Annotated in this window: 17 protein-coding genes and 2 pseudogenes; 10 read left to right on the top strand and 9 right to left on the bottom strand. The window is 54.8% G+C overall.

The window, feature by feature from the left end; all coding sequences use genetic code 11:
• Positions 1 to 8: 8 nt before the first annotated feature.
• Both AC2TDA_RS01420 and AC2TDA_RS01415 read left to right on the top strand, forming a co-directional pair.
• On the top strand, positions 9 to 467 hold the full coding sequence (locus AC2TDA_RS01420; protein WP_480847605.1) for an NUDIX hydrolase: 459 nt from the start codon (positions 9 to 11) through the stop codon (positions 465 to 467).
• Positions 468 to 557: 90 nt separating this feature from the next.
• Positions 558 to 2,036 (top strand): inorganic phosphate transporter, encoded by a 1,479-nt coding sequence (locus AC2TDA_RS01415; RefSeq protein WP_480847606.1) that lies wholly within the window; start codon positions 558 to 560, stop codon positions 2,034 to 2,036.
• 17 nt (positions 2,037 to 2,053) lie between these two features.
• Here the strand turns inward: AC2TDA_RS01415 and AC2TDA_RS01410 are convergent, their stop codons facing one another.
• Positions 2,054 to 3,028: a 2-dehydropantoate 2-reductase gene (locus AC2TDA_RS01410; RefSeq protein ID WP_480878469.1), complete on the bottom strand. Its 975-nt coding sequence runs from the start codon at positions 3,026 to 3,028 to the stop codon at positions 2,054 to 2,056.
• 87 nt (positions 3,029 to 3,115) lie between these two features.
• Positions 3,116 to 3,925 (bottom strand): annotated as a pseudogene (locus AC2TDA_RS01405) (pirin family protein); the annotation flags it as partial.
• Positions 3,926 to 4,204: 279 nt separating this feature from the next.
• Here AC2TDA_RS01405 and AC2TDA_RS01400 point away from each other — a divergent pair.
• The 4 genes from AC2TDA_RS01400 to AC2TDA_RS01385 all read left to right on the top strand — a co-directional run bounded on the left by AC2TDA_RS01400 (position 4,205) and on the right by AC2TDA_RS01385 (position 7,396).
• Positions 4,205 to 4,999, top strand: a complete 795-nt coding sequence (locus tag AC2TDA_RS01400) for a hypothetical protein (protein WP_480878467.1) — start codon at positions 4,205 to 4,207, stop codon at positions 4,997 to 4,999.
• Between the two features lie 30 nt (positions 5,000 to 5,029).
• Positions 5,030 to 5,575: a hypothetical protein gene (locus AC2TDA_RS01395; protein WP_480878465.1), complete on the top strand. Its 546-nt coding sequence runs from the start codon at positions 5,030 to 5,032 to the stop codon at positions 5,573 to 5,575.
• Between the two features lie 68 nt (positions 5,576 to 5,643).
• Complete coding sequence (locus tag AC2TDA_RS01390; RefSeq protein ID WP_480878464.1) at positions 5,644 to 6,585, top strand: pirin family protein; 942 nt, start codon at positions 5,644 to 5,646, stop codon at positions 6,583 to 6,585.
• Between the two features lie 82 nt (positions 6,586 to 6,667).
• Complete coding sequence (locus AC2TDA_RS01385; RefSeq protein WP_480878462.1) at positions 6,668 to 7,396, top strand: hypothetical protein; 729 nt, start codon at positions 6,668 to 6,670, stop codon at positions 7,394 to 7,396.
• Positions 7,397 to 7,752: 356 nt separating this feature from the next.
• Here the strand turns inward: AC2TDA_RS01385 and AC2TDA_RS01380 are convergent, their stop codons facing one another.
• The 4 genes and pseudogenes from AC2TDA_RS01380 to AC2TDA_RS01365 all read right to left on the bottom strand — a co-directional run.
• On the bottom strand, positions 7,753 to 9,279 hold the full coding sequence (locus tag AC2TDA_RS01380) for a DUF1963 domain-containing protein (RefSeq protein WP_480878460.1): 1,527 nt from the start codon (positions 9,277 to 9,279) through the stop codon (positions 7,753 to 7,755).
• A 1,397-nt stretch (positions 9,280 to 10,676) separates the two neighbouring features.
• A complete protein-coding gene (locus AC2TDA_RS01375; protein WP_480878458.1) occupies positions 10,677 to 10,871 on the bottom strand; it encodes a hypothetical protein in 195 nt (64 codons plus the stop codon).
• A 182-nt stretch (positions 10,872 to 11,053) separates the two neighbouring features.
• Positions 11,054 to 12,673: a recombinase family protein gene (locus AC2TDA_RS01370; RefSeq protein ID WP_480878456.1), complete on the bottom strand. Its 1,620-nt coding sequence runs from the start codon at positions 12,671 to 12,673 to the stop codon at positions 11,054 to 11,056.
• Positions 12,674 to 12,915: 242 nt separating this feature from the next.
• Positions 12,916 to 13,068: pseudogene (locus tag AC2TDA_RS01365) on the bottom strand (pirin family protein); the annotation flags it as partial.
• Between the two features lie 307 nt (positions 13,069 to 13,375).
• On the opposite strand from AC2TDA_RS01365, the gene AC2TDA_RS01360 reads away from it, so the two are divergent.
• On the top strand, positions 13,376 to 13,765 hold the full coding sequence (locus AC2TDA_RS01360) for a GFA family protein (RefSeq protein WP_480847609.1): 390 nt from the start codon (positions 13,376 to 13,378) through the stop codon (positions 13,763 to 13,765).
• A complete protein-coding gene (locus AC2TDA_RS01355) occupies positions 13,762 to 13,980 on the top strand; it encodes a GDCCVxC domain-containing (seleno)protein (RefSeq protein ID WP_480847610.1) in 219 nt (72 codons plus the stop codon). The genes AC2TDA_RS01360 and AC2TDA_RS01355 overlap by 4 nt, the downstream gene beginning before the upstream one ends.
• An 87-nt stretch (positions 13,981 to 14,067) precedes the next feature.
• Here AC2TDA_RS01355 and argF read toward each other — a convergent pair whose 3' ends face one another.
• Both argF and AC2TDA_RS01345 read right to left on the bottom strand, forming a co-directional pair.
• Entirely contained in the window at positions 14,068 to 14,994 is a 927-nt protein-coding gene (argF, locus tag AC2TDA_RS01350) for an ornithine carbamoyltransferase (RefSeq protein ID WP_480878454.1), read from the bottom strand.
• A 73-nt stretch (positions 14,995 to 15,067) separates the two neighbouring features.
• Positions 15,068 to 16,255, bottom strand: a complete 1,188-nt coding sequence (locus tag AC2TDA_RS01345) for an acetylornithine transaminase (RefSeq protein WP_480878451.1) — start codon at positions 16,253 to 16,255, stop codon at positions 15,068 to 15,070.
• A gap of 294 nt (positions 16,256 to 16,549) precedes the next feature.
• Here AC2TDA_RS01345 and AC2TDA_RS01340 point away from each other — a divergent pair, with 294 nt between their 5' ends.
• Positions 16,550 to 17,434, top strand: coding sequence for a DMT family transporter (locus AC2TDA_RS01340; RefSeq protein ID WP_480878959.1), 885 nt, complete (start codon positions 16,550 to 16,552; stop codon positions 17,432 to 17,434).
• Between the two features lie 111 nt (positions 17,435 to 17,545).
• Positions 17,546 to 18,781 (top strand): MFS transporter, encoded by a 1,236-nt coding sequence (locus AC2TDA_RS01335; protein WP_480878450.1) that lies wholly within the window; start codon positions 17,546 to 17,548, stop codon positions 18,779 to 18,781.
• Here AC2TDA_RS01335 and AC2TDA_RS01330 read toward each other — a convergent pair.
• Positions 18,778 to 19,581, bottom strand: coding sequence for an ABC transporter permease (locus tag AC2TDA_RS01330; protein WP_480878448.1), 804 nt, complete (start codon positions 19,579 to 19,581; stop codon positions 18,778 to 18,780). The genes AC2TDA_RS01335 and AC2TDA_RS01330 overlap by 4 nt on opposite strands.
• Between the last annotated feature and the right edge of the window lie 49 nt (positions 19,582 to 19,630).

Below are 19,630 nucleotides of genomic sequence, written 5' to 3'. Positions count from 1 at the left end.
GGCTGAACATGTCAAAATGGCTGCGTAACATATGGGAAGAAGTGGCAAGGCCACTATTCTTGCGCCCGCATCGGGTGCAATGTGCAGCGCTGTGCACAAGAAACATGGGCGGGCGGCCCGAAGTTCTGCTGATCACCAGCCGGGACACCGGACGCTGGATAATCCCGAAAGGCTGGCCGATCAATGGGTTGGACGGAGCGGGTACGGCACGACAGGAAGCTTGGGAAGAAGCGGGTGTACACGCCGAGTCGATCGGAGAAGAACCTGTCGGTCAGTTCAGCTATTACAAGACCCTCAAGGATGGCTCGGCCCAACAGGTGTTGACCTGCGTCTATCACATTAACGTTGCCGAACTGGCAGAGGATTTCCCCGAGGCCCATCAACGTAAACGGTGCTGGGTTTCGCCGGAAACAGCTGCCGGACGAGTACGTGAGCCGGAATTACGGGATTTGCTTATGCAAATGTAACGGTTTCACTTCACTTTTGTGAAAACCACCTTGCTCAGACGGCCATTAGGCTATAGCGCGCGAGCCCAAAGCAACAGCGCTCTGAAGAATATGACCGATACCCCGTCAAAGTCACGCTGGCAGGCACTGGACAGCGACCTGCACCGCATCACAAATGTTGAACGCGCAAACGCGTATGTCTCGCGCCCGTTGGTAGCGCCAGGAATTGCGTTGGCGTTTATCGTACTGGCCGGGTTGTTGGCGGCCGTTTTGTTTGATCGTGCGGATGGCGGGCTTATCGTCGTTGCAGCGGCGGCATTTGGCGCCTATATGGCCATAAATATCGGGGCCAATGACGTAGCCAACAACATGGGACCTGCGGTTGGCGCAAATGCGCTGACCATGACCGGCGCGATTGCCATTGCTGCCGTCGCCGAAAGTGCGGGCGCACTACTGGCGGGCGGCGATGTGGTCTCGACCATTTCCAAGGGGATCATCGATCCGGCTTCCGTGCAAAACAGCAATGTATTCATCTGGGCGATGATGGCTGCGCTGATATCCTCGGCCATGTGGGTCAACCTGGCAACGTGGATCGGCGCACCTGTTTCCACGACCCATTCGGTCGTCGGCGGCGTGATGGGAGCCGGTATTGCCGCAGCTGGCCTCGGCGCGGTTGATTGGGCCACAATGGGTAAAATTGCGGCTAGCTGGGTGATTTCTCCGGTATTGGGCGGCGTCATCGCCGCCGGATTTCTGGCGTTGATAAAGTCAAAAATTCAGTATCAGGACGATAAGATCGCCGCAGCGCGACGCTGGGTGCCCATTCTGGTGGCCTTCATGGCTGGCGCGTTTGCCACTTATCTGGCGGTCAAGGGCCTCAAACGTATCGCGAAGATCGAGCTTGAGATGGCGCTGCTGATCGGGCTGGGCTCGGGTGCGCTGGTCTGGGCCGTGACCGTGCCGTGGGTGCGTCGCAAATCTGAAGGCATGGAGAACCGCACCCGCTCTTTGAAGACGCTGTTCGGTCTGCCGCTGGTAATCTCGGCTGCGTTTCTCAGCTTTGCCCATGGCGCAAATGACGTGGCGAATGCAGTTGGACCGCTAGCCGCAATTGTACACGCGGCAGAGTTCGGAGATTTTGCCGCGAAGGTCACTATCCCCAGCTGGGTGATGGTCATAGGTGCCTTTGGCATCTCTTTCGGGTTGTTTTTATTCGGACCCAAGCTGATCCGGATGGTGGGCAGCCAGATCACCAAACTGAACCCGATGCGTGCCTTTTGTGTGGCTTTATCCGCCGCAATTACCGTGATTGTTGCCAGCTGGTTGGGGCTGCCGGTCAGCTCGACGCATATTGCCGTCGGAGGTGTCTTCGGTGTTGGCTTCTACCGGGAATGGCACTCTGACCGTCGTCGGAAAAACTCCAATCGTCAGCGACCTGCAGATATGCGGTTGGCGCGTGAAGAGCGGCAGCGACGCAAGCTTGTGCGCCGCTCCCATTTCATGACCATCGTTGCAGCCTGGGTTGTGACGGTGCCTGCAGCAGCCGTTTTGTCCGGGGCGATCTTCTGGATACTAACCGCGTTTAACTAACTCGGGTGATGCGACTATCAGCGCCTGATTTGCCCAACCGATAAGGATGTGGTCGGGGATCGCCGGATCAGTTCGGCCACGCGGTCGCTAATCGGCGTTGGCATTTCCATCACCGCGCCCTGGCGAATAATTTCTCCTTGCAGGCTGTCGATTTCAGTCGGTCGGCGCGCCATCAGGTCATAAGCCATCGACGTCCGGGCGCTGGGATCGATGGTCAGCATTTGCGACGCGATGCGAGAAAACAGTGGCGTCGGTAGGCGCAGGATATGCGGTGTCATCCACGCGGGCAAAGGCGTCGTCGAGGCCACGGGATGCCCGGCGGCTTTGAGAACAGAAAGCGCTTCGGTCATCTGATCCGCCATCAGACGGCGCCAATCCCGGTCGAGTAATTGCTCTTGCAGGGTCATCCCGGAAAGGGCGTTGAGCGCGTTATTGAGATTGACGACAAGCTTACCCCATTGCACCGCCTCGATGTCGTCGCTTTCCGAGATGTGCAAAACGGCATTGGAAAGACGCGCGGCCAGTGTCCCTTCTCCGGTCTCGATAACGATGTCGCCGGACGTAGCACGGTGGTATGTTGCGTCCCTGGTTGGCACGACATTGAACGGCACCATTCCCGCCCGTACGTCACGGCCCGGCAGGGCGTCGCGCAGGATGCGCGTATTCTCCATTCCGTTTTGCCAGGACAGAACTGGAGCGCCGGTGGGTGCAAATTGGGCAATCAGGCCAGCGATTTGGTTCGTCGCACCGGTTTTGACTGTCACAATGACCAGTTCGGTCTGTTCCAGACAGTCGGGCTGTTCAGCCAGCTTCAGTTGATTGGCTGGTACGATCCGTTGAAATCCGGAAAAGTCAGTCACCGTTAATCCGTGCACGCGTATCGGGTCGAGCACGCGTGCGCGACCGAGCAGGGTCACGTCATGACCCTCTGTCGCCAGCAAGCCGCCGCAAAAACAACCGATACTACCAGCGCCTGCGATCACGATTTTCATGACGACCCTCTTTCCGTTGGTGAAGGATCACCGGGAATATTCGGGCAGGCAAGCATGCGCGTTAACTGACGTTGCGCAATACGGTATTTACCGCGCCAGTCTTGGACGGGTGCGTTCCAGTTCTTCGGAAATCAGAATGAACTCCTGATCGTCGCCCGGTGGCAGGTGAAATGCACCGTTTGCCCAATCGGCGGCCTTCCATTCACGAGTGGCGTTCTCAATCTTTTCTTTCGAGGATGAGACGAAGTTCCACCAAATGTACCGATCTTCATTCAGGGTCGCCCCACCCAACAGCATCAGCCGTGCTCCAAGCGGCCCAGCCTTGACCGAGAGGTGGTCTCCGGGGCGGAAGACCATCATGCGGCTTTCGTCGAATCTGTCTCCCACAATCTCCACCGAACCTTGAGTGACATAGACGCCCCGGTCCTCGTGGTCGTCGGGCAACGGAAAGGACGCGCCCGGTTTCAATCGCACGTCAAGATAGAAGGTATCCGACAGCATCGTCACGGGGCTGGTTTCGCCGTAAGCAGATCCGAGGATCAGGCGGGCGCTGACACCATTGTCTTCAATTTCCGGCAAGGCGCCCTGTTTGTGGTGTTCGAAATCAGGGGCCATGTCCTCATGTGCTTCAGGCAGGGCGATCCAGGTCTGGATGCCGAACAGGTTATGCCTTTTGCCGCGGGTTTCGGCGCTGGTGCGTTCGGAATGGGTGACACCACGCCCTGCAACCATCCAGTTGACTTCGCCCGGATAGATCATCTGATGAGTGCCAAGACTGTCGCGGTGTTCGAATTCTCCTTGATACAGATAGGTAACCGTACCGAGCCCGATATGAGGATGCGGGCGGACATCAATGCCGCCTTCTGTGATGAATTCGGCGGGACCCATCTGGTTGAAGAGTTTTATTCGATCTTTTCATCAGGACCTATCAATTAGCAGGTAATTGGCGGTTTCCATGGCTGCACCTGAGCATCCGGCGTACCTGGCGGGTGTACCCCAAGTTATCTCCGAGTGATCGAAGGGGGGCCACGGGGGGATCGCGGGAAGGATCGCGCATTTATTACCTGCACGAATTTTGTACTCAAAATCCAACCCAAGGAAGAATTATGTTTTAACCGAGCAAGTTAAGTCATAATCTCGGGTTCGTTCAGATTGTTTATTAGGTAGGGCGATCCAGTGGAAGAAGAAACGGACCTAACGCGGGCTTACGAAAAGGCGCAGGAACTCAAGGACATCAAAGTCCCTGCGCGTTCGCAGCTACCATTCGACTTGCTGCACGGGAAAGACCGCAAAACGGCCAAACTCGCCGCGAATTCCGGTTCTACTGAACCTATCGGAGGCTCAAACCGTTGGTATGAATACTCATTCAAGGAACCGGTTTTTCTCAGCGAAGTAATAGTAAACGAGGAAAACTACAGCTCATTCAATGAATTTGAATTCAAGTGGACCCTTGCTCAAGGAGGGGAAGTTGTTCAGGAGTTTTCAAAATCAGACCAGAACACTTATCGAGCACCTGTTAACCAACTGGTACGAGAAGTCGCCTTCAAGCCGCCCAAGAAATGGTTTACCGACACCAAAATAACAAGGGTACAACTGGTTGGTTTCCAAACTGGAGAACTCGAGTCTTTCGTCCGCCTCGTTGGTCGTTTAGGACGCTACAAGGCCGATATCGTTTCAAATACTGATCAAGCGATAGAAGACGCGGAACAGGCGAACAATAGAATTTCGGAAGCAAAGGAACAATTACGGGAAACGAACGCCGAGATCAACGAGGCGAAAAAAAATGCAACCGAACTGAGTAATAACGTCGGAAGATTAACGGAAGAGAGAAATGCACTCGTGGCAGATATCGCTAAAAGAGAAGAGGCGATTGCTGATCTTGATGAACGGCGAAGTAATATTCAAGAGACCATTTCCGAGAGATCGACGGTTCGAGAGAAACTTGCCATTGATATAGCCGAAGAACGGTAAATTCTCCGAGACCTGCAAGACGATGTAAACATGTTTCCGACCGAGATTGGCGCATTCGTTTCTCAAGGTGCGCAAAACATCCGAACCTACTGGAAGATGGCTGCGGTTCCGATTTTTCTCTTAGTCCTTGTCACCGGTCTCTTGGTCTTTAACGCCGCAAACCTCACGACAGTGCTAGATAGGAACGAAGGGGTAAGCATACTATCCATACTAGTGACTCGGATGCCATATGTGGTTATCACGAGTGCGATCATCGCGGCCTCATACAAACTAGCGAGAGTCCTAATTTCTGAGATCATGCGGATCAACCAGCAGCGCTTAAACCTTTCGAAGGTCAGTATTATCGCAACAGATGTCTCCAACTCTTCTCAAGAAGGCCTTGGTGACCTGACAGACCGGGAAATCTACGAGCTACGGACTGACCTAAAGATGCAGCTATTGCGGGACCATATGAAGGACTATCTCTCCAAAGATTTTCGATATCAGGGCAAAAGTGCAAAGGCTTTACAACGTCCTCTAGAAAAGCACGATCAGAAAGGCCTCACACCTGCAACCGAAATCATCGTCGAACCCTGAGGGATGCTTAGGGTTCACTCTTCTCCCGTCTGCGCCATTTTAGGGGTATAGCCAAAGGAGTACGCCCTATGTCTTGGAACCCTGCGCTAGACCACCACTGCCCCACTGGTGACGCCATGGACGCCATAGAGACCGTGATCATCCCACGTGCCCGCGATATTGGTGGCTTCGAGGTACGCCGCGCCCTGCCCGCGCCAAGGCGCCAGATGGTTGGAAGTTTTATCTTTTTCGATCAAATGGGACCCGCTGAATTACTCCCGACAAAAGGTTTGGACGTACGCCCTCACCCTCATATCGGCTTAGCGACCATCAGCTACCTCTACCGTGGACGTATGCACCACCGAGATAGCTTAGGGACCGACTCTTGGATCGAACCGGGGGCCGTCAATTGGATGGTGGCAGGTCGGGGTATCACTCACTCAGAGAGAACTGACGATGAAACTCAAGTGGACCCTATGCCATTCTTCGGCATTCAGACTTGGGTTGCGCTGCCAAAGGACCACGAGGACCTAGCTCCTACCTTTGAACACGCCCCTGCTGACGCTCTGCCGTTGATGGAAGGTGAAGGCAAAGAGGTGCGTTTAATCCTTGGCAACGCCTACGGGGAACGTGCGTCGGTCAAGACACCTGCAGAGATGTTTTACGCTGATGCTGTGCTTCAAGCGGGTGCCAGCATTCCTCTGCCAGATGACCATGAGGATCGCGGAGTGTATGTAGTAGAGGGGTCGGTGGAGGTCTCTGGGGATACCTTCGAAGCCGGACAAATGATGGTATTCCGACCCGGTGACCAGGTGTCTATGAAGGCCGGTGAGAGAGGCGCACGGGTGATGATGTTGGGCGGGGAGACTCTAGAGGGACCCCGGCATATCTGGTGGAACTTCGTGGCGTCCTCCAAGGAGCGTATCGAGGAAGCCAAGGAGGCATGGCGGGCTGAGGCTTGGGAGAGTAATCCACGGTTCCACCTGCCGCCCGGTGATGATCAGGAGTTCATTCCGTTGCCAACCAGATAGCCAAAAGCAGGCCCGAAGTAACTTTTGGCGCGTTCACAGTTATGGTACATTACTGTCATTCACAATGAGCAAAGCTTAGTTAATGTCTAGTAATCAAGGTCCAAGCGCACATGAAGTCGCGGAAGCGGTTCGCTATCGAAACCTTGCTTCGCAGTTATCTGTCGACGATCCAAAGACCTACGAAGTCTATGTCAGAGCCAGCCAAAAGGCACTTGTTTTGCAAGGTCTATTTTGGACTATTTTATGCCTACCAAGCGGGATTGCATTCCTCAGATGGATCAATGGACCTAGCTATGAAGATTTTCCAATCGGAGTGCCCATCATTTCATTTGTTCTAGCTGTGGGCGTAGGGTTGGTTGGCCTCCAAGTTGCCTTCGAAGATACTGGTAAACCCGGAGAAATCCTTGATGCGTTTGAAATGCGCAAATTGACTGAGGAAAAAAAGATGAAAGAAGAGACCGCCAAGGCAAACGAGAGAATAAACGAAGACACTTACTTGGGCGCAGGTATAAAGATTGTCACAGGTGAAAAGTCCAATGTTGTCATCGGAAACAACATACAAAATTCCTATAGCGTAATTGAAAAGACCGACACCGAGCTTGCTCAAGCCATCGCAACACTCGTTGGATTTGTGAACGAAAACGGGAGCGATCAATCTCGCGAAGCTCTCGGAGATTTAGTTGACGAACTAGAGGGCGAACAGAAACCCAGCAGAGTAAAAGCATTCTGGAACGCGCTAGTATCAGCGTTGCCACAAGTTGCAGGTTTGACTACCGCTGCTGCTAAGATAATTGCAGTGTTCTCAAAATAGCAAAAAGGAGGGAACCTTACTGGCTCCCTCCAAGTTCACTCAACGTCTCTCTCTAAGCAAATCCTCAAACGTCCTGCGCTTCACCCGCACGGTTCCACCCCCAGCCGTCACCGGGAACAACTCGCGGTTCCGTCTGACCTGGGCCTTCAAGAGTTCACCCCGACCTTGCTTCTCGGCCCTGATGATCTCTCGGAGTTGCTTGAACTCACCCTGAGCGGCCCTGCGGTAGGACACAATCACCTTCCTGATGATCGCTCCTTTGGCTATCCGCCTGTGTCTGCCGTGCGGACGAACCTGCCGTTTACTCTGGTTGCATCGATGTCCGCTTCTCTGCAATCGCGCCTTAATCCGATTGTCTAAGTCATTTCGATAGTTGTTTCGACGTGATCAAAGCACCCAGATTTTAGATCTTCAGGCTTGATCCAAAGATGCAGAGCCATGTCTGGTCCGATATCCAACGGCAATCCAATAGCCTCGCCAATCTGCATCAATAAGACATCACCGATATGGTCATCGACAGCGTTTTGAACCGCATCGCCTCGTCCAAACAATTGAAGCGGTGTGGTTCCTAGTACAGCACGAGCGTAATCAGATTTAGCTGCGGCAGACGAGTAGACTTTTGCCAAATTCAAGTCCCATCGGTCGATCTGAGACAGGCCGTCATCTTGCCGCCGGACATGTACAGGCTCACTAGGCAACGCATGTGCGAACGCGTCTGATGCATAGGTCAAAGTTGTGTCTGAATTAACCGGAGATCCACGCACATAGCTTTCTAGCATCCCAATTTCCGCAGGTTGTCGATTTCCATTAGAACCACTTATCTTTGCGCGTCTGTCGATCTCGATCAGCATGTTTACGAAAGCTTGTCGCAGATGGGGCAACAGCGGTCCTTTTAGCTGTGCCGCAAGGTGCAGCCAGTGTTTTACCTGCTCGTCAAAAGGGGCCGACGCGTTAGGAGGTTGTACTGAAGCTTGTGGCGTGAATTCATCACTTGGACTGTATTTGATACTCTCAAACTCGGCGATGTGGATTTCCACACGACGCAGGATACGGGGACGAAACCACTTGCTCAACCAGTTGGTCTCTGCGCGCCGCATTTCCTTACGGGCTCGACGCAGACAACGACCGTAGAAGAAGTGTGACCAATCGTAAACAAAACGCCAATCCAACATCTCAAGATCGAAATACCGCTGTCTCCGTGGGATTTTACTCAAGTGCCGGTCGTAACTGTAAGGAAGAACATCAACAGACTGCGTTTGGGCTGCGTAGTCGCCAAGCCATGAGTTCAGTGGCCTCGCCCCACGCAACGCCTCAGCGATGTTCTTTCGGTGGAGGTCATCTTGCGCCTTCTCTGCGTCAAGGCCGCGTTTCCATTCTTCCTCGTTTCCGGATTGCCGTAGTTCGCGATTTTGGAGGGTAGGAAGAGGTGAATAGAAGGGTAACACGTCAACATGGCGGCGTAATAGGACTGTGCCATCATGTGTCATTCCGTCTGAGTGCATATAGCTGGGGTCTTGCTCCAGGACATTGTAGATGCCGTGAGGTGGACTTCGCTCAGGCAGATCCGATGTTGAAGCTGCTGTATAGAGAACCTGAGCGGTATACTCCGAGTGAAATCCTTGATCACCGAGAGGAATAAACACAAAGAGCGTTCCCTTGTCGGGAAAATCAGGGGTTTGACACCCATCATGTTGCATTTTTAGGCGACTGAGATCGAATTGGGCAAAGAAATGAGTTGGAGTGCCATCCGCCTGACGCGGCCAATCCATATCGTCAGGTAAACGCGGCAAACCACCGATGATCACAGGTTCCTCGTCTGTTGCCATGGTGCTTGGGATGGGGCGCATGAGTAACGCCAGTTCTCCGTCTAATGGTGTCTGCACTAGCTTTAACTCCTTGCGCTACGCTGTTTGCGTAACACCGCAGTTGCTAGCCGTCTAGATGGGTGAGTATCTGATATAAAAGAGTAATTTGGTTATTGAATAATTTTCTTTTGGCTGGATTGAAAGCACAGTGCCAACGTCTAATCCGGTTTTCTAATCGCTCCGTAGTACCGGTTAGTTCTTTGAACGCGTGAAACCCGTCACCGGACATTCGCGAAGCGCGCAGCATCGGTCAAAAAGGGCTCTCAGCGGTCATTAAGTTGAGATGTTTTAACCGCATCGCCGACTGACGGAAAGTCGAGTGTGATCTGCGAGAAATGAAGGAGCCAGATTGGCTCCCTCTAAGTTCTCGGTATTGAGCTTAAGGAAAATCCTCGAGACTCTTGCGTTTCCTTCACTCTGGTTGCTTGGTTTAACTTAGTGCTTGTAGCGTTTCCGCAGTGCCGTTAGTTCCAGGCGCTCTGCGATACCCCAGAAGTCGGCCCGCGTTGTACGGTTTGATGTTCACACCGTTACTCTGGTTGCCTCCGAGAACTAAGATATTCCCATCGGCATCGTAGCCTTGGAAGATAACCTCGCTAGATGCTAGTGCTGGGTTATGCGTTGGGATTACTTTGGGGGTCTCTGTGAAACAGTCACCAAGGAACAGAGACCCCCATCAACCCGCCCATGTGCCAAGCTGACAACAGACATCACGGACGGAGTGAAACGGTAAAAGGTCCCACTAGCTCGACCACTCAATACACGCAGGGTGTACTTTGAGGGGAACCGTGTGGGACCTGAACCAGCATCGAACAAAGGACCAAGATCGATGTGGTGTTGGAATTAGGATGATGGGTGATCGGTGAGGATCACTGAACTGAGAGGGGAAACATAGCGTGTGTTCCCGACCATAGCATCAGGCTAAGGACCTGATGAGAACTCGGGGTGGTTGTAGAGTGTTATTGAAAGGTGGTGATCACCATCATCAATCACACCGGGAGATACTGAGGGTTGAACCTATGGGGTAACTCTGAGTGATACCTATAGATATAACTTTTCGTTTCTTCTTCTCTCATAAGTCAGCAGTAATTCGAAACCCCTTATCCCATTGGGCTTCCGGTAGTCCCGTCCCGACCAGTAGTACACCAGTCGAGACGTTCCGGGGTATATCAGAAGTGCGCAGTAATTGACCCAAGCCGTAACCTACTGCGGTAACCCCAGGCTCCGCGCTACTGTTAGGAGATCATCGATTTTCCGTTGCAAGGCTTTGTAATCATCATCTGCCACGAGACCATCACGCTCAACGTTTTCTCGGATGTTCCGTTGTGTCGCGTTGATTGCTTCGTCGAAGGCGAACTCTTGAACTTCGTAAACGCTTGAGAAGTGCCTCAATTCAGAGTGGCGTTTGGACCGGCTCACACCCGAAGACCCATCTCGCGTCCCACCGTCTGTAGGTCGTCGATCTTTGCGTCCAACGCGTAGTATTCATCGTCACTAACCGCATCGCTGCACATCGCTTCTGGTCTGGTGAACAGGCGGAGTTCCGCGAGTGTTTCATCCATAGCAAACTTGATGACTTCTTCGACGCTCGAGAAATGTTTCAGGTTCATTTGTGGTGTCCTTCCGTACCATGTTTATGGAACCCGGATAGACCGTGCGAGTCACCAAATCAAGAACAACTGAAGGCTGTTTTTGCAACCCTTTCAATATGTTAACCGCCTCTATATCGCAAGTGTTCGCTGTGTTTCGATGGGCCTTTTCGGCCCAATCAAAAGGTAGTTGTTTCAGTCGCCTAGTGGATCAATTCGTTTGATGGCCTCCTCGGTTTAAGACCGCTCAGGCCCTTGCCGATGCTTAACTGAATACCGTTACGCATGGTGACGCTGAGGTCATAGACGGGGTGTGGCACTCTGATGCCTTTAGCGCGTTTCCGTGGTGTCTTTGAGAGGCGCATCTCCTCACCCTTATGTACGTCGATCCGAGCAACAACTCTCCGCACCAACGCGTTCAACTCATGAGGCTCGAGGTCGCTCACATCGCGGGGAAGATCGATTACGCCCATACCAACGCTCTCGGCGATCCGTTTCAGTTCAGCCTCGAGTTCCTCGACCTCAGCCTGCGCAGCCATCAGTAGACGGGGCGTTACTGCGGGTTTCGATTGGAGGTACTCAAGTGTGCCTTGAGCATCCAACAGTGCAGCCTCGAGGCCCTCGGTCTCTGGTGTAGTTTCCACTGCATTGGCCTTCCTGATTTCCGGCCAGTAGTCGATAAGAACTTCATCAATGTGAGGCACGGCTCCAATGTACGTGTTCAAGACCGGATCGATGTAGGCTGCGGTTCGAGCGTAGGCTTTGCGCTTGGCGTTCCTGTCCGTACCGGGAACCTTAAGTACACCCGTCAGTGCCGCTTTAGTTTGCCGACGCATGGGCTCAACTGGTGATGTCGTTTTGACCTCGGCTCCACCAGCGGCCTCGCGTTGCTCCAAGCGAAACCTCACTCGACGTTCGGTGTCCTCGTCTACGATCCTCGGAAAATAGTCTCTTACCTTATCGATGATCACTCGGTCACCCTTACGGTACAACCCCTTGGGGATAGGTAGTGAGCCGTCCTTTTCCTTGGGTGTGATCTTGCGACCTATCTCGAGTGTCCCATACGCGGCCTCGGAGCGTACCAACTGGCTGACAGTCTGCCCCCGCCACTGCCCCCGGATCAACGCGGGGACACCTTGAGAGGCCAGATCGCGGGCAATACCTACCGGGCGTTCACCGTTGGCAAACCTCTGGAATACGTCACGGACCAGTGCGGCCTTGGCGTCGATCACCTCGAACTCTCGGGATGTCTTGGGATCACCAACTACCTCGATCCATGCAGGTGTCTGAGAGGAGCGCACTCGGTTGCCTGCAAGTGTCTCGTCTGTGTTCGCACCCCAAGCAGCGGTCAGTCGCTTCGACTTTACCTCGCTCTCCTCATTCGCCCTCTGGAACCCAACTAGCAGCATGATGCCATCAGCAAAGTCGATAGGCTCATTGGCTTTAAACATTTTCTCGTCGAACAGCGTTACGAAGTTCACACCGCTCTCAACAATGTCCTGTAGCAACGCTAGACCGCGCTGCCAGTGTTGACGCGACAGGCGATCTAACGACTCCACAAGGAGGGTGGAGCCTTGCGGTACAGAACCCTCCTCTACTGCCTCTAAGAAGCCACGCAAGGCCCCTACTTCCGCATTGGCCCCCTTGAAGGCAGACACCCCGAGGTCCTCGAAATTACTCGATGACAGTTCATAACCGTTAGCATCACACCACGCTTGCGCAGCCTCGGTCTGCCGTTTGATACTATTACCGTCTCTTTGTTGAGCAGACGAGAACCTCCGATAGCTGAACGCTAGGGGCTTGCCTCTATTGCTGACATCCATGTTCGTGTCTCTCTACTTGTTCCGGTAGGTTCACCCTGGGTGATAGGCCCAATATCTCCCCGCAATCTCATGGAGATGAGGCCTACCATGGTCGAGTGCACCTGCGGTTTTACCCTTGGTTTAAGTCTTTGACCGAGGACGCTGGAAAGGACATGAACGAAAGAGGAGATCAACCCAACTCAAGCACACACCAAGCAACCTCAGCATGTGTAATTGGTTGGGCCATTTCGAATTTACTTCAAGAAAATGAACGGCCCAACGAGTTGGCGCTTGACCGAAGGCAAGGCGCGACGCACCTCGAACCCGCCCAGGTCGCGGGCGCGTGGAACGATCAGTGTTTGAAGCGCGGAGTTATCCGATTTGCCGTCAGCGCTGTGGGTAGGGTTCCAACTCATGCCTGTTCTCCCTTGGGTGTATCGTTCAGGAATGCATATAACTCTGCCTGCAGGCGGGACAAAGTTCACCAGCGCACAAACATGGTGCGCAATGATGGCTAAGCAGCAGCTTTAGGCAAATTGAAAGGCCCGCTTTTATTGCTTTGAACGCCCGAAGAAGTCCCACGAAAACGAAGCACAGACGTCCACCTCAGGGGGATGACAGGTGGCGCGTCAAAACCGCCAACCGCATCACAATGTGATTTCATGGACGCCTGGACAGCAATCGCGGTAATCTGGTGGAAGGATTATTCGAAAGGGGTGCGGCTTGGAGAAACTCACGGGAGGGTGCTATTGCGGCTGCATACGGATCGAGGCCAAGGGGCCGCCGCTTCGGGTAGGCATCTGTCATTGCCTGAATTGCCGCAAACATCATGGCGCTGTGTTTTATGCGGCTGCGGTCTTCTCTGATCACGCGGTGACAATCGATGGGGAAACTCACAGTTACGCAGGACGGTACTTTTGCCCCAAATGCGGCTCGTCGGTTTTTGCCCGGTCGGACGACGAGATCGAAGTGCATCTGGGCACTCTGGATCAACCCTGCCAACTAAAGCCCACCTACGAACTCTGGACAGCTCGGCGAGAAGACTGGTTACCGCCATTTCCCGAGACGAAGACTTTTGAGTTCAATCACAATGATGAGGAGGCGCATGAATGACAGAACCACCCGTTGAGCTTGCAAGCTCACTCACCTGCCCGGAATGCGGGCACGTAGCAATCGAAACGATGCCGACGGACGCTTGCCAGTGGTTTTATGAATGCAAAGGCTGCAATTCGGTTCTGAAGCCGAAAGAAGGGGATTGCTGCGTCTATTGCTCGTACGGAACAGTTCCCTGCCCGCCCATCCAAGCTGGCGACAGCTGTTGCGGGTGAGTCAGAGCAAACGTTTCAAAGATTCGTGGGGCAACACGGCTTTTTGACGCGCAGCCCCATGGCAGGTGGATTTCGTAAAGTCGCCTCTTATACCTCGAGACACCAGCGCATCACTGCCTTTTGCGCGTGCAGGCGGTTTTCGGCCTCGTCGAAAATGACCGAGTTGGGGCCGTCCATGACTTCTGAGGTCGCCTCTTCTTCGCGGTGTGCAGGCAAGCAGTGCATGAACAGCGCATCGGGCTTGGCGTGAGACATAAGCTCGGCATTGACCTGATACGGGCGCAGCATGTTATGGCGACGTTCCTTGGCTGATTGGGAATCATGCATTGAAACCCAGGTATCGGCGACAACGAGATCGGCGCCTTCTACGGCTTTGAACGGGTCCCGTTCGACCACGATTTTTGATCCTTTTTGACGCGCGAGGCCCATGAATTCTTCCTCGGGGTCGAATTGAGCCGGTCCGGTGAAAGTCAAATCAAAGCCGAACTGGGCCGCAGCGTGCAGGAACGAAGCGCACACGTTGTTGCCGTCACCAGTCCAAACCACTTTTTTGCCCGTGATGGTGCCGCGATGTTCCTCAAAGGTCTGGATGTCGGCCATGATCTGGCAAGGGTGAGTGCGGTCGGTCAGGCCGTTGATTACGGGCACGTCCGAGTATTCCGCCATCTCGGTCAGAATAGTTTCATCGAAGGTCCGGATCATGATCATGTCGACATAGCGCGAAAGCACGCGGGCTGTGTCGGCAATGGTTTCGCCATGCCCCAGCTGCATGTCTTTGCCCGACAGCACCATGGTTTGGCCGCCCATCTGACGCACACCCACGTCAAAGGACACGCGCGTCCGGGTCGAAGGTTTTTCAAAGATCAGCGCAACCATGCGGCCCGCCAGCGGCTGTTCATCGTCGGGGGCAGCCTTAGGGCGACCCAGACGGGCCTGCTTCATTGCACTGGCCTGATCGATCATAGACCGCAGGTCCGCTGCGTCGGTTTTGTGGATATCAAGGAAGTGGTTCATATCATTTCACTTTTAACTGTCGAATGTCGGGGCACCGCCACGACCCTTCGGAGAATTGCGATGAAGCTGAAGATCAGGCTGTGGTCAGTTTGGCCTCGACCTGCGCGGCGGCTTTGTCGAGACGAATCATGGCTAGTGCTATGTCATCCTCGGTCAACGTGAGCGGAGGCAGCAGGCGGATAACGTTATCAGCAGCAGGAACAGTAATGACCTCGTTGTCATAGCCTGCGTTCACCATGTCGGTATTGGGCACCTTGCATTTCAGGCCCAGCATCAGGCCGGCGCCGCGTACCTCTTCAAAGACTTCGGGATGTTCCGCAATCAGGCCTTCGAGTTTTTGGCGTAGCATTCCGGCCTTCCGATTGACCCCTTCGAGAAACGCAGGGGTAGCGACCTGATCGATCACCGCGCAGCCAACTGCGCAGCCCAGCGGGTTGCCGCCGTAAGTCGTACCGTGCGTTCCTGCGGTCATGCCACTGGCCGCATCTTCAGCGGCCAGCACCGCACCCAGTGGGAAGCCGCCGCCGATACCTTTGGCGACCATCATGATATCCGGGGTGATGCCCGCCCATTCATGGGCGAACAACTTGCCGGTCCGACCGACGCCGCATTGAACCTCGTCGAGGATCAACAACAAGCCGTTGTCGTCGCAGATCTGGCGCAGGGCTTTGAGTTCCGCGTCCGGCACAGGGCGGATCCCACCTTCGCCTTGAATCGGTTCGATCAAGATTGCGGCGGTCTTTTCGGTGATGGCGTTTGTGACGCCATCGAGATCGCCAAAGGTAACGTGGACGAAACCGGGCAACAGCGGACCAAAACCCTTGGTCATCTTTTCAGACCCCGCGGCTGCTATTCCTGCCGAGGAACGGCCATGAAAAGAGCCGTCGAAGGTGATGATCTCGACTCGCTCGGGTTGCCCTTTGTCGTAGAAATATTTCCGCGCCATTTTCACGGCCAGTTCGCAGGATTCCGTGCCGGAATTGGTAAAGAACACCGTGTCGGCAAAGGTGTGTTCGACCAGCTTGTCAGCCAGCGCCTGCTGCTGCGGGATATTATAGAGGTTCGAGACATGCCACAGCGCATGTGCCTGTTCCGTTAGCGCATTCACCAGCGCTGGATGCGCGTGGCCCAATGCGTTCACCGCGATCCCGGCGCCAAGATCTAAAAAACGTCGGCCGTCTGCCTCGGTCAGCCAGGCGCCTTCGCCCTTCACGAAAGAAAGGGGCGCGCGGTTATAGGTCGGCAGAACGGACGGGATCATCGGATCATCCTTTTCAGGTAGGTTAAGCCCCGTGAGTGATACACGAAGGCCGGGTTCGTCAACAGATTTGGTTGGGACTGCGCCGATTTGGACAGCGCAAATGGATCAAACGGGCCGGTTACGCAAAGATGCGTCGGCGTCGGAGGCGCAGGATATGTGCATGTTTGATCATGAGACGCCGTATAGCGGGGCGTGCAGGATCTGAAAACCCTGAAAATCGACGTTTCGAAAATTTCGCCCTGAAACAAAGCTTTGCCACTTGCCATTCGGCCCGCGCTGGCGCACCGCTTGGCCATGTTTGTCGCCCAAAGACATAACCCGCCCCTCGCGGCCGCGTTGATCTTTGCGGCCAGCGCCTTCATTGCGGCAACCACGTTGCTCGCCAAGGCGCTGGGGACGGATACGCTAGGCCCCGCGCTGCATCCGATGCAGATCAGCCATGGGCGATTTCTGTTCGCATTTCTGGTGATCATCAGCGCGGTCGGCATTCTGCGTCCGCGCGTGAGCCGCCCGCATTGGGGCCTGCACATCGGGCGAACCAGTTTTGGCTGGCTGGGGATTACACTGATGTTCGCCTCGGTCGCCTATATTCCGATAGCCGACGCCACGGCGATTTCCTTTCTGAACCCGGTCTTCGCGATGGTCCTCGCCATTCCTCTACTGAAGGAGGGCGTGGGACCATGGCGCTGGCTTGCCGCCACTGTGGCGTTGACGGGCGCTTTGATCCTTCTGCGACCGACACCCGATAGCTTTCAGCCCGCCGCATTGCTGGCGCTGACGGCTGCAGCGGTGATCGGGATGGAGCTGATTTTCATCAAGAAACTCTCGGGCCGCGAGATGCCGATCCAGATCCTGCTTGTGAACAACGCTATGGGGCTGACCATCGCGACAGTTGCGGTGAGTTTCGTGTTTCAAATGCCCACCCCTGCTCAATGGGCGGCGTTGGCGGGAATCGGCGTGTTGATGGCTTGCGCGCAGGCCTGTTTCGTGAACGGAATGGCGCGAGCGGACGCCTCATTTGTGGCTCCGATCAGCTATGCCACGCTTATCTTCGCAGCATTCTACGACTTTGCTGTATTTGACGTTATTCCGGATGCAATCAGCCTGACAGGATCGGCCATCATCCTGACCGGCGCGCTGATCATGGTTTGGCGGGAATCCCGCGCGCGTCACAGCTAATCATACAAAAATTCATTGCGCTTAGCCTGAGGGCGACGCCCATGTCGCAAACCCTCATGAACACTCTGATCCCGGATGCTAACCGGCCCGAGTTGATTTGAGAGTTTGCCCATGCATGAACGACGCATCCCAGAATGGGTTCGCCACGCCCCTGCCCCTTCAGTCCGCGATTTTGGCATCCTTGCCGGGTTCGAGGCCATTGTACGCGGAATCCTGATCTCAGTCTTTCCGCTGGTGATGTATCGTGCGCTGGGCGACGCGTCCTCGGTCTCCTTTTTGTACTTTCTGGTCGGGATCATCTCGCTGATCGCCGGACTGATGGTGCCGTTTATCATACGGTTTGTACCACGCAGATGGGCCTACAGCGTTGGCTGTATCATGTTCATCTGCGGCGCGTTGCTGGCGATCGAGGGCAGCCCTGCAGCAGTTGTGGGTGCTTTGGCGCTGAACACAGTCGCCACGGTCGTAACCTTTATCTGCTTCAACGCCTATGTACTTGACTACATCAATAAAATTGAACTGGGCCGATGCGAGACCAGCCGCATGTTTTACAGCGCTTTGGGGTGGACCGGCGGCCCGATGGCGGGCGTATTGCTGATGGAGGTCTGGGCCCCTGCCCCCTTTGTCATCAGCGCGATTGCGGCCGTCGCCATGCTGGCCCTGTTCTGGCGTATGCGCCTGGGTAATGGAAAACTGATCACAAAGGCACGCGGACCTGCCAACAACCCACTGGTGTTTTTACCTCGGTTCTTTGCACAACCCAGATTGGTTGCCGGATACTTGTTCGCAATGATCCGGTCCTGCGGCTGGTGGATTTACGTTGTCTATCTGCCTATCTTCGCAATTCAAAACGGGCTGGGTGAGCAATTGGGTGGTATCCTGTTGTCGGCAACAAACGCGATGCTATTCGTTGCCCCACTGATTTTGCGATGGGTACAAGGGCGGTCTTTGCGAACCGCGGTTCGCGTGGGGTTTGCTGCCTGCGGCGTTTGTTTTGTCGTCGCCGGTGTGCTTGCCGGGTGGCCTGTCGCCTCGGTCGCGGCGCTGGTATTGGGCTCGGTCTGGCTGATCGTGCTGGATATCTGTGCGGGACTGCCGTTTCTGATGGCAGTAAAACCGTCCGAGCGTACCGAAATGTCGGCAATTTACTCCAGCTATCGTGACGTTTCAGGCATTCTAACGCCCGGTGCCGCGTCTCTGGTTCTGCTGTTTGCACCTGTGGCCGGCGTGTTTGCTGCTGGCGGATTTGCTCTGTTCGGGGCTTGGGCAGTGGCCGCTCGCCTTCATCCCCGGCTGGGGCGGCCAAGGATCGCATTGCAGCCGGGATCGCTGGCCGAGGCAGCTTAGGCCTTAAGCCGATACCCTGTCCGCAACATTTGCCAGGTCGCAGCCCCAACCAGAAGGGTTGCGCCACTGCATACTGCCATACCCAGATAGGGTGAACTGTCGGAAACTCCGATCATGCCATTGCGCAAACCGTCGATCAGATAGAAGACCGGGTTTGCGTGGCTCAGCCGGTTCAGGACGGGCGGCAAGGCCTCGACCGAATAGAACGTGCCGGACAGAAACGCCAAAGGAGTCACGATGAAATTGGTGATGGCTGCCATCTGGTCGAACTTGTTGGCGAAAATCCCCGCAAACAGGCCTAGCGCCCCCATGAATGCACCGCCGAGAATGACAAAAAGAAGTGCGATCAGAGGGTTCTGAGGTACCAACCCCAGAACAAGCGCCAGGGCCACTGCCACAACAAAGGCGATCAGGACGCCTCGAACAATGCCACCAGCAAGATAGCCCAACAGAATTTCCAGCGGCGACAGTGGGGGCATCAGCGTATCGACGATGTTGCCCTGAACCTTGGCGATCACCATTGACGACGACGTATTCGCAAAGGCGTTCTGAATCACAGTCATCATCATGATCCCCGGCGCCAGAAAGGTCAGGAATGGTACACCCATCACATCTGGCCGCCCTGGGCCGACGGCGATATTGAAGATTAGCAGGAACAATCCCGCTGTCACCAGCGGCGCCACCAGGGTCTGTGTCCAAACGGCCAGAAAGCGCAGAGTTTCGCGCTGAGCCAGCGTGTAGAGCCCCATCCAGTTGACTGCTCCGAAACGACGCGGGTCGTGATCAGTGTGAATCTGCATGTTCTGCCCCTTACCTGATTCGAAGACCGCTTGTAACTCGGGCCGCAGT

It is taken from the genome of Ruegeria sp. HKCCD6426, assembly GCF_057221115.1.
The sequence above is the reverse complement of the archived record's forward strand: the minus strand, read 5'-3'. Positions and strand labels throughout refer to the sequence as shown.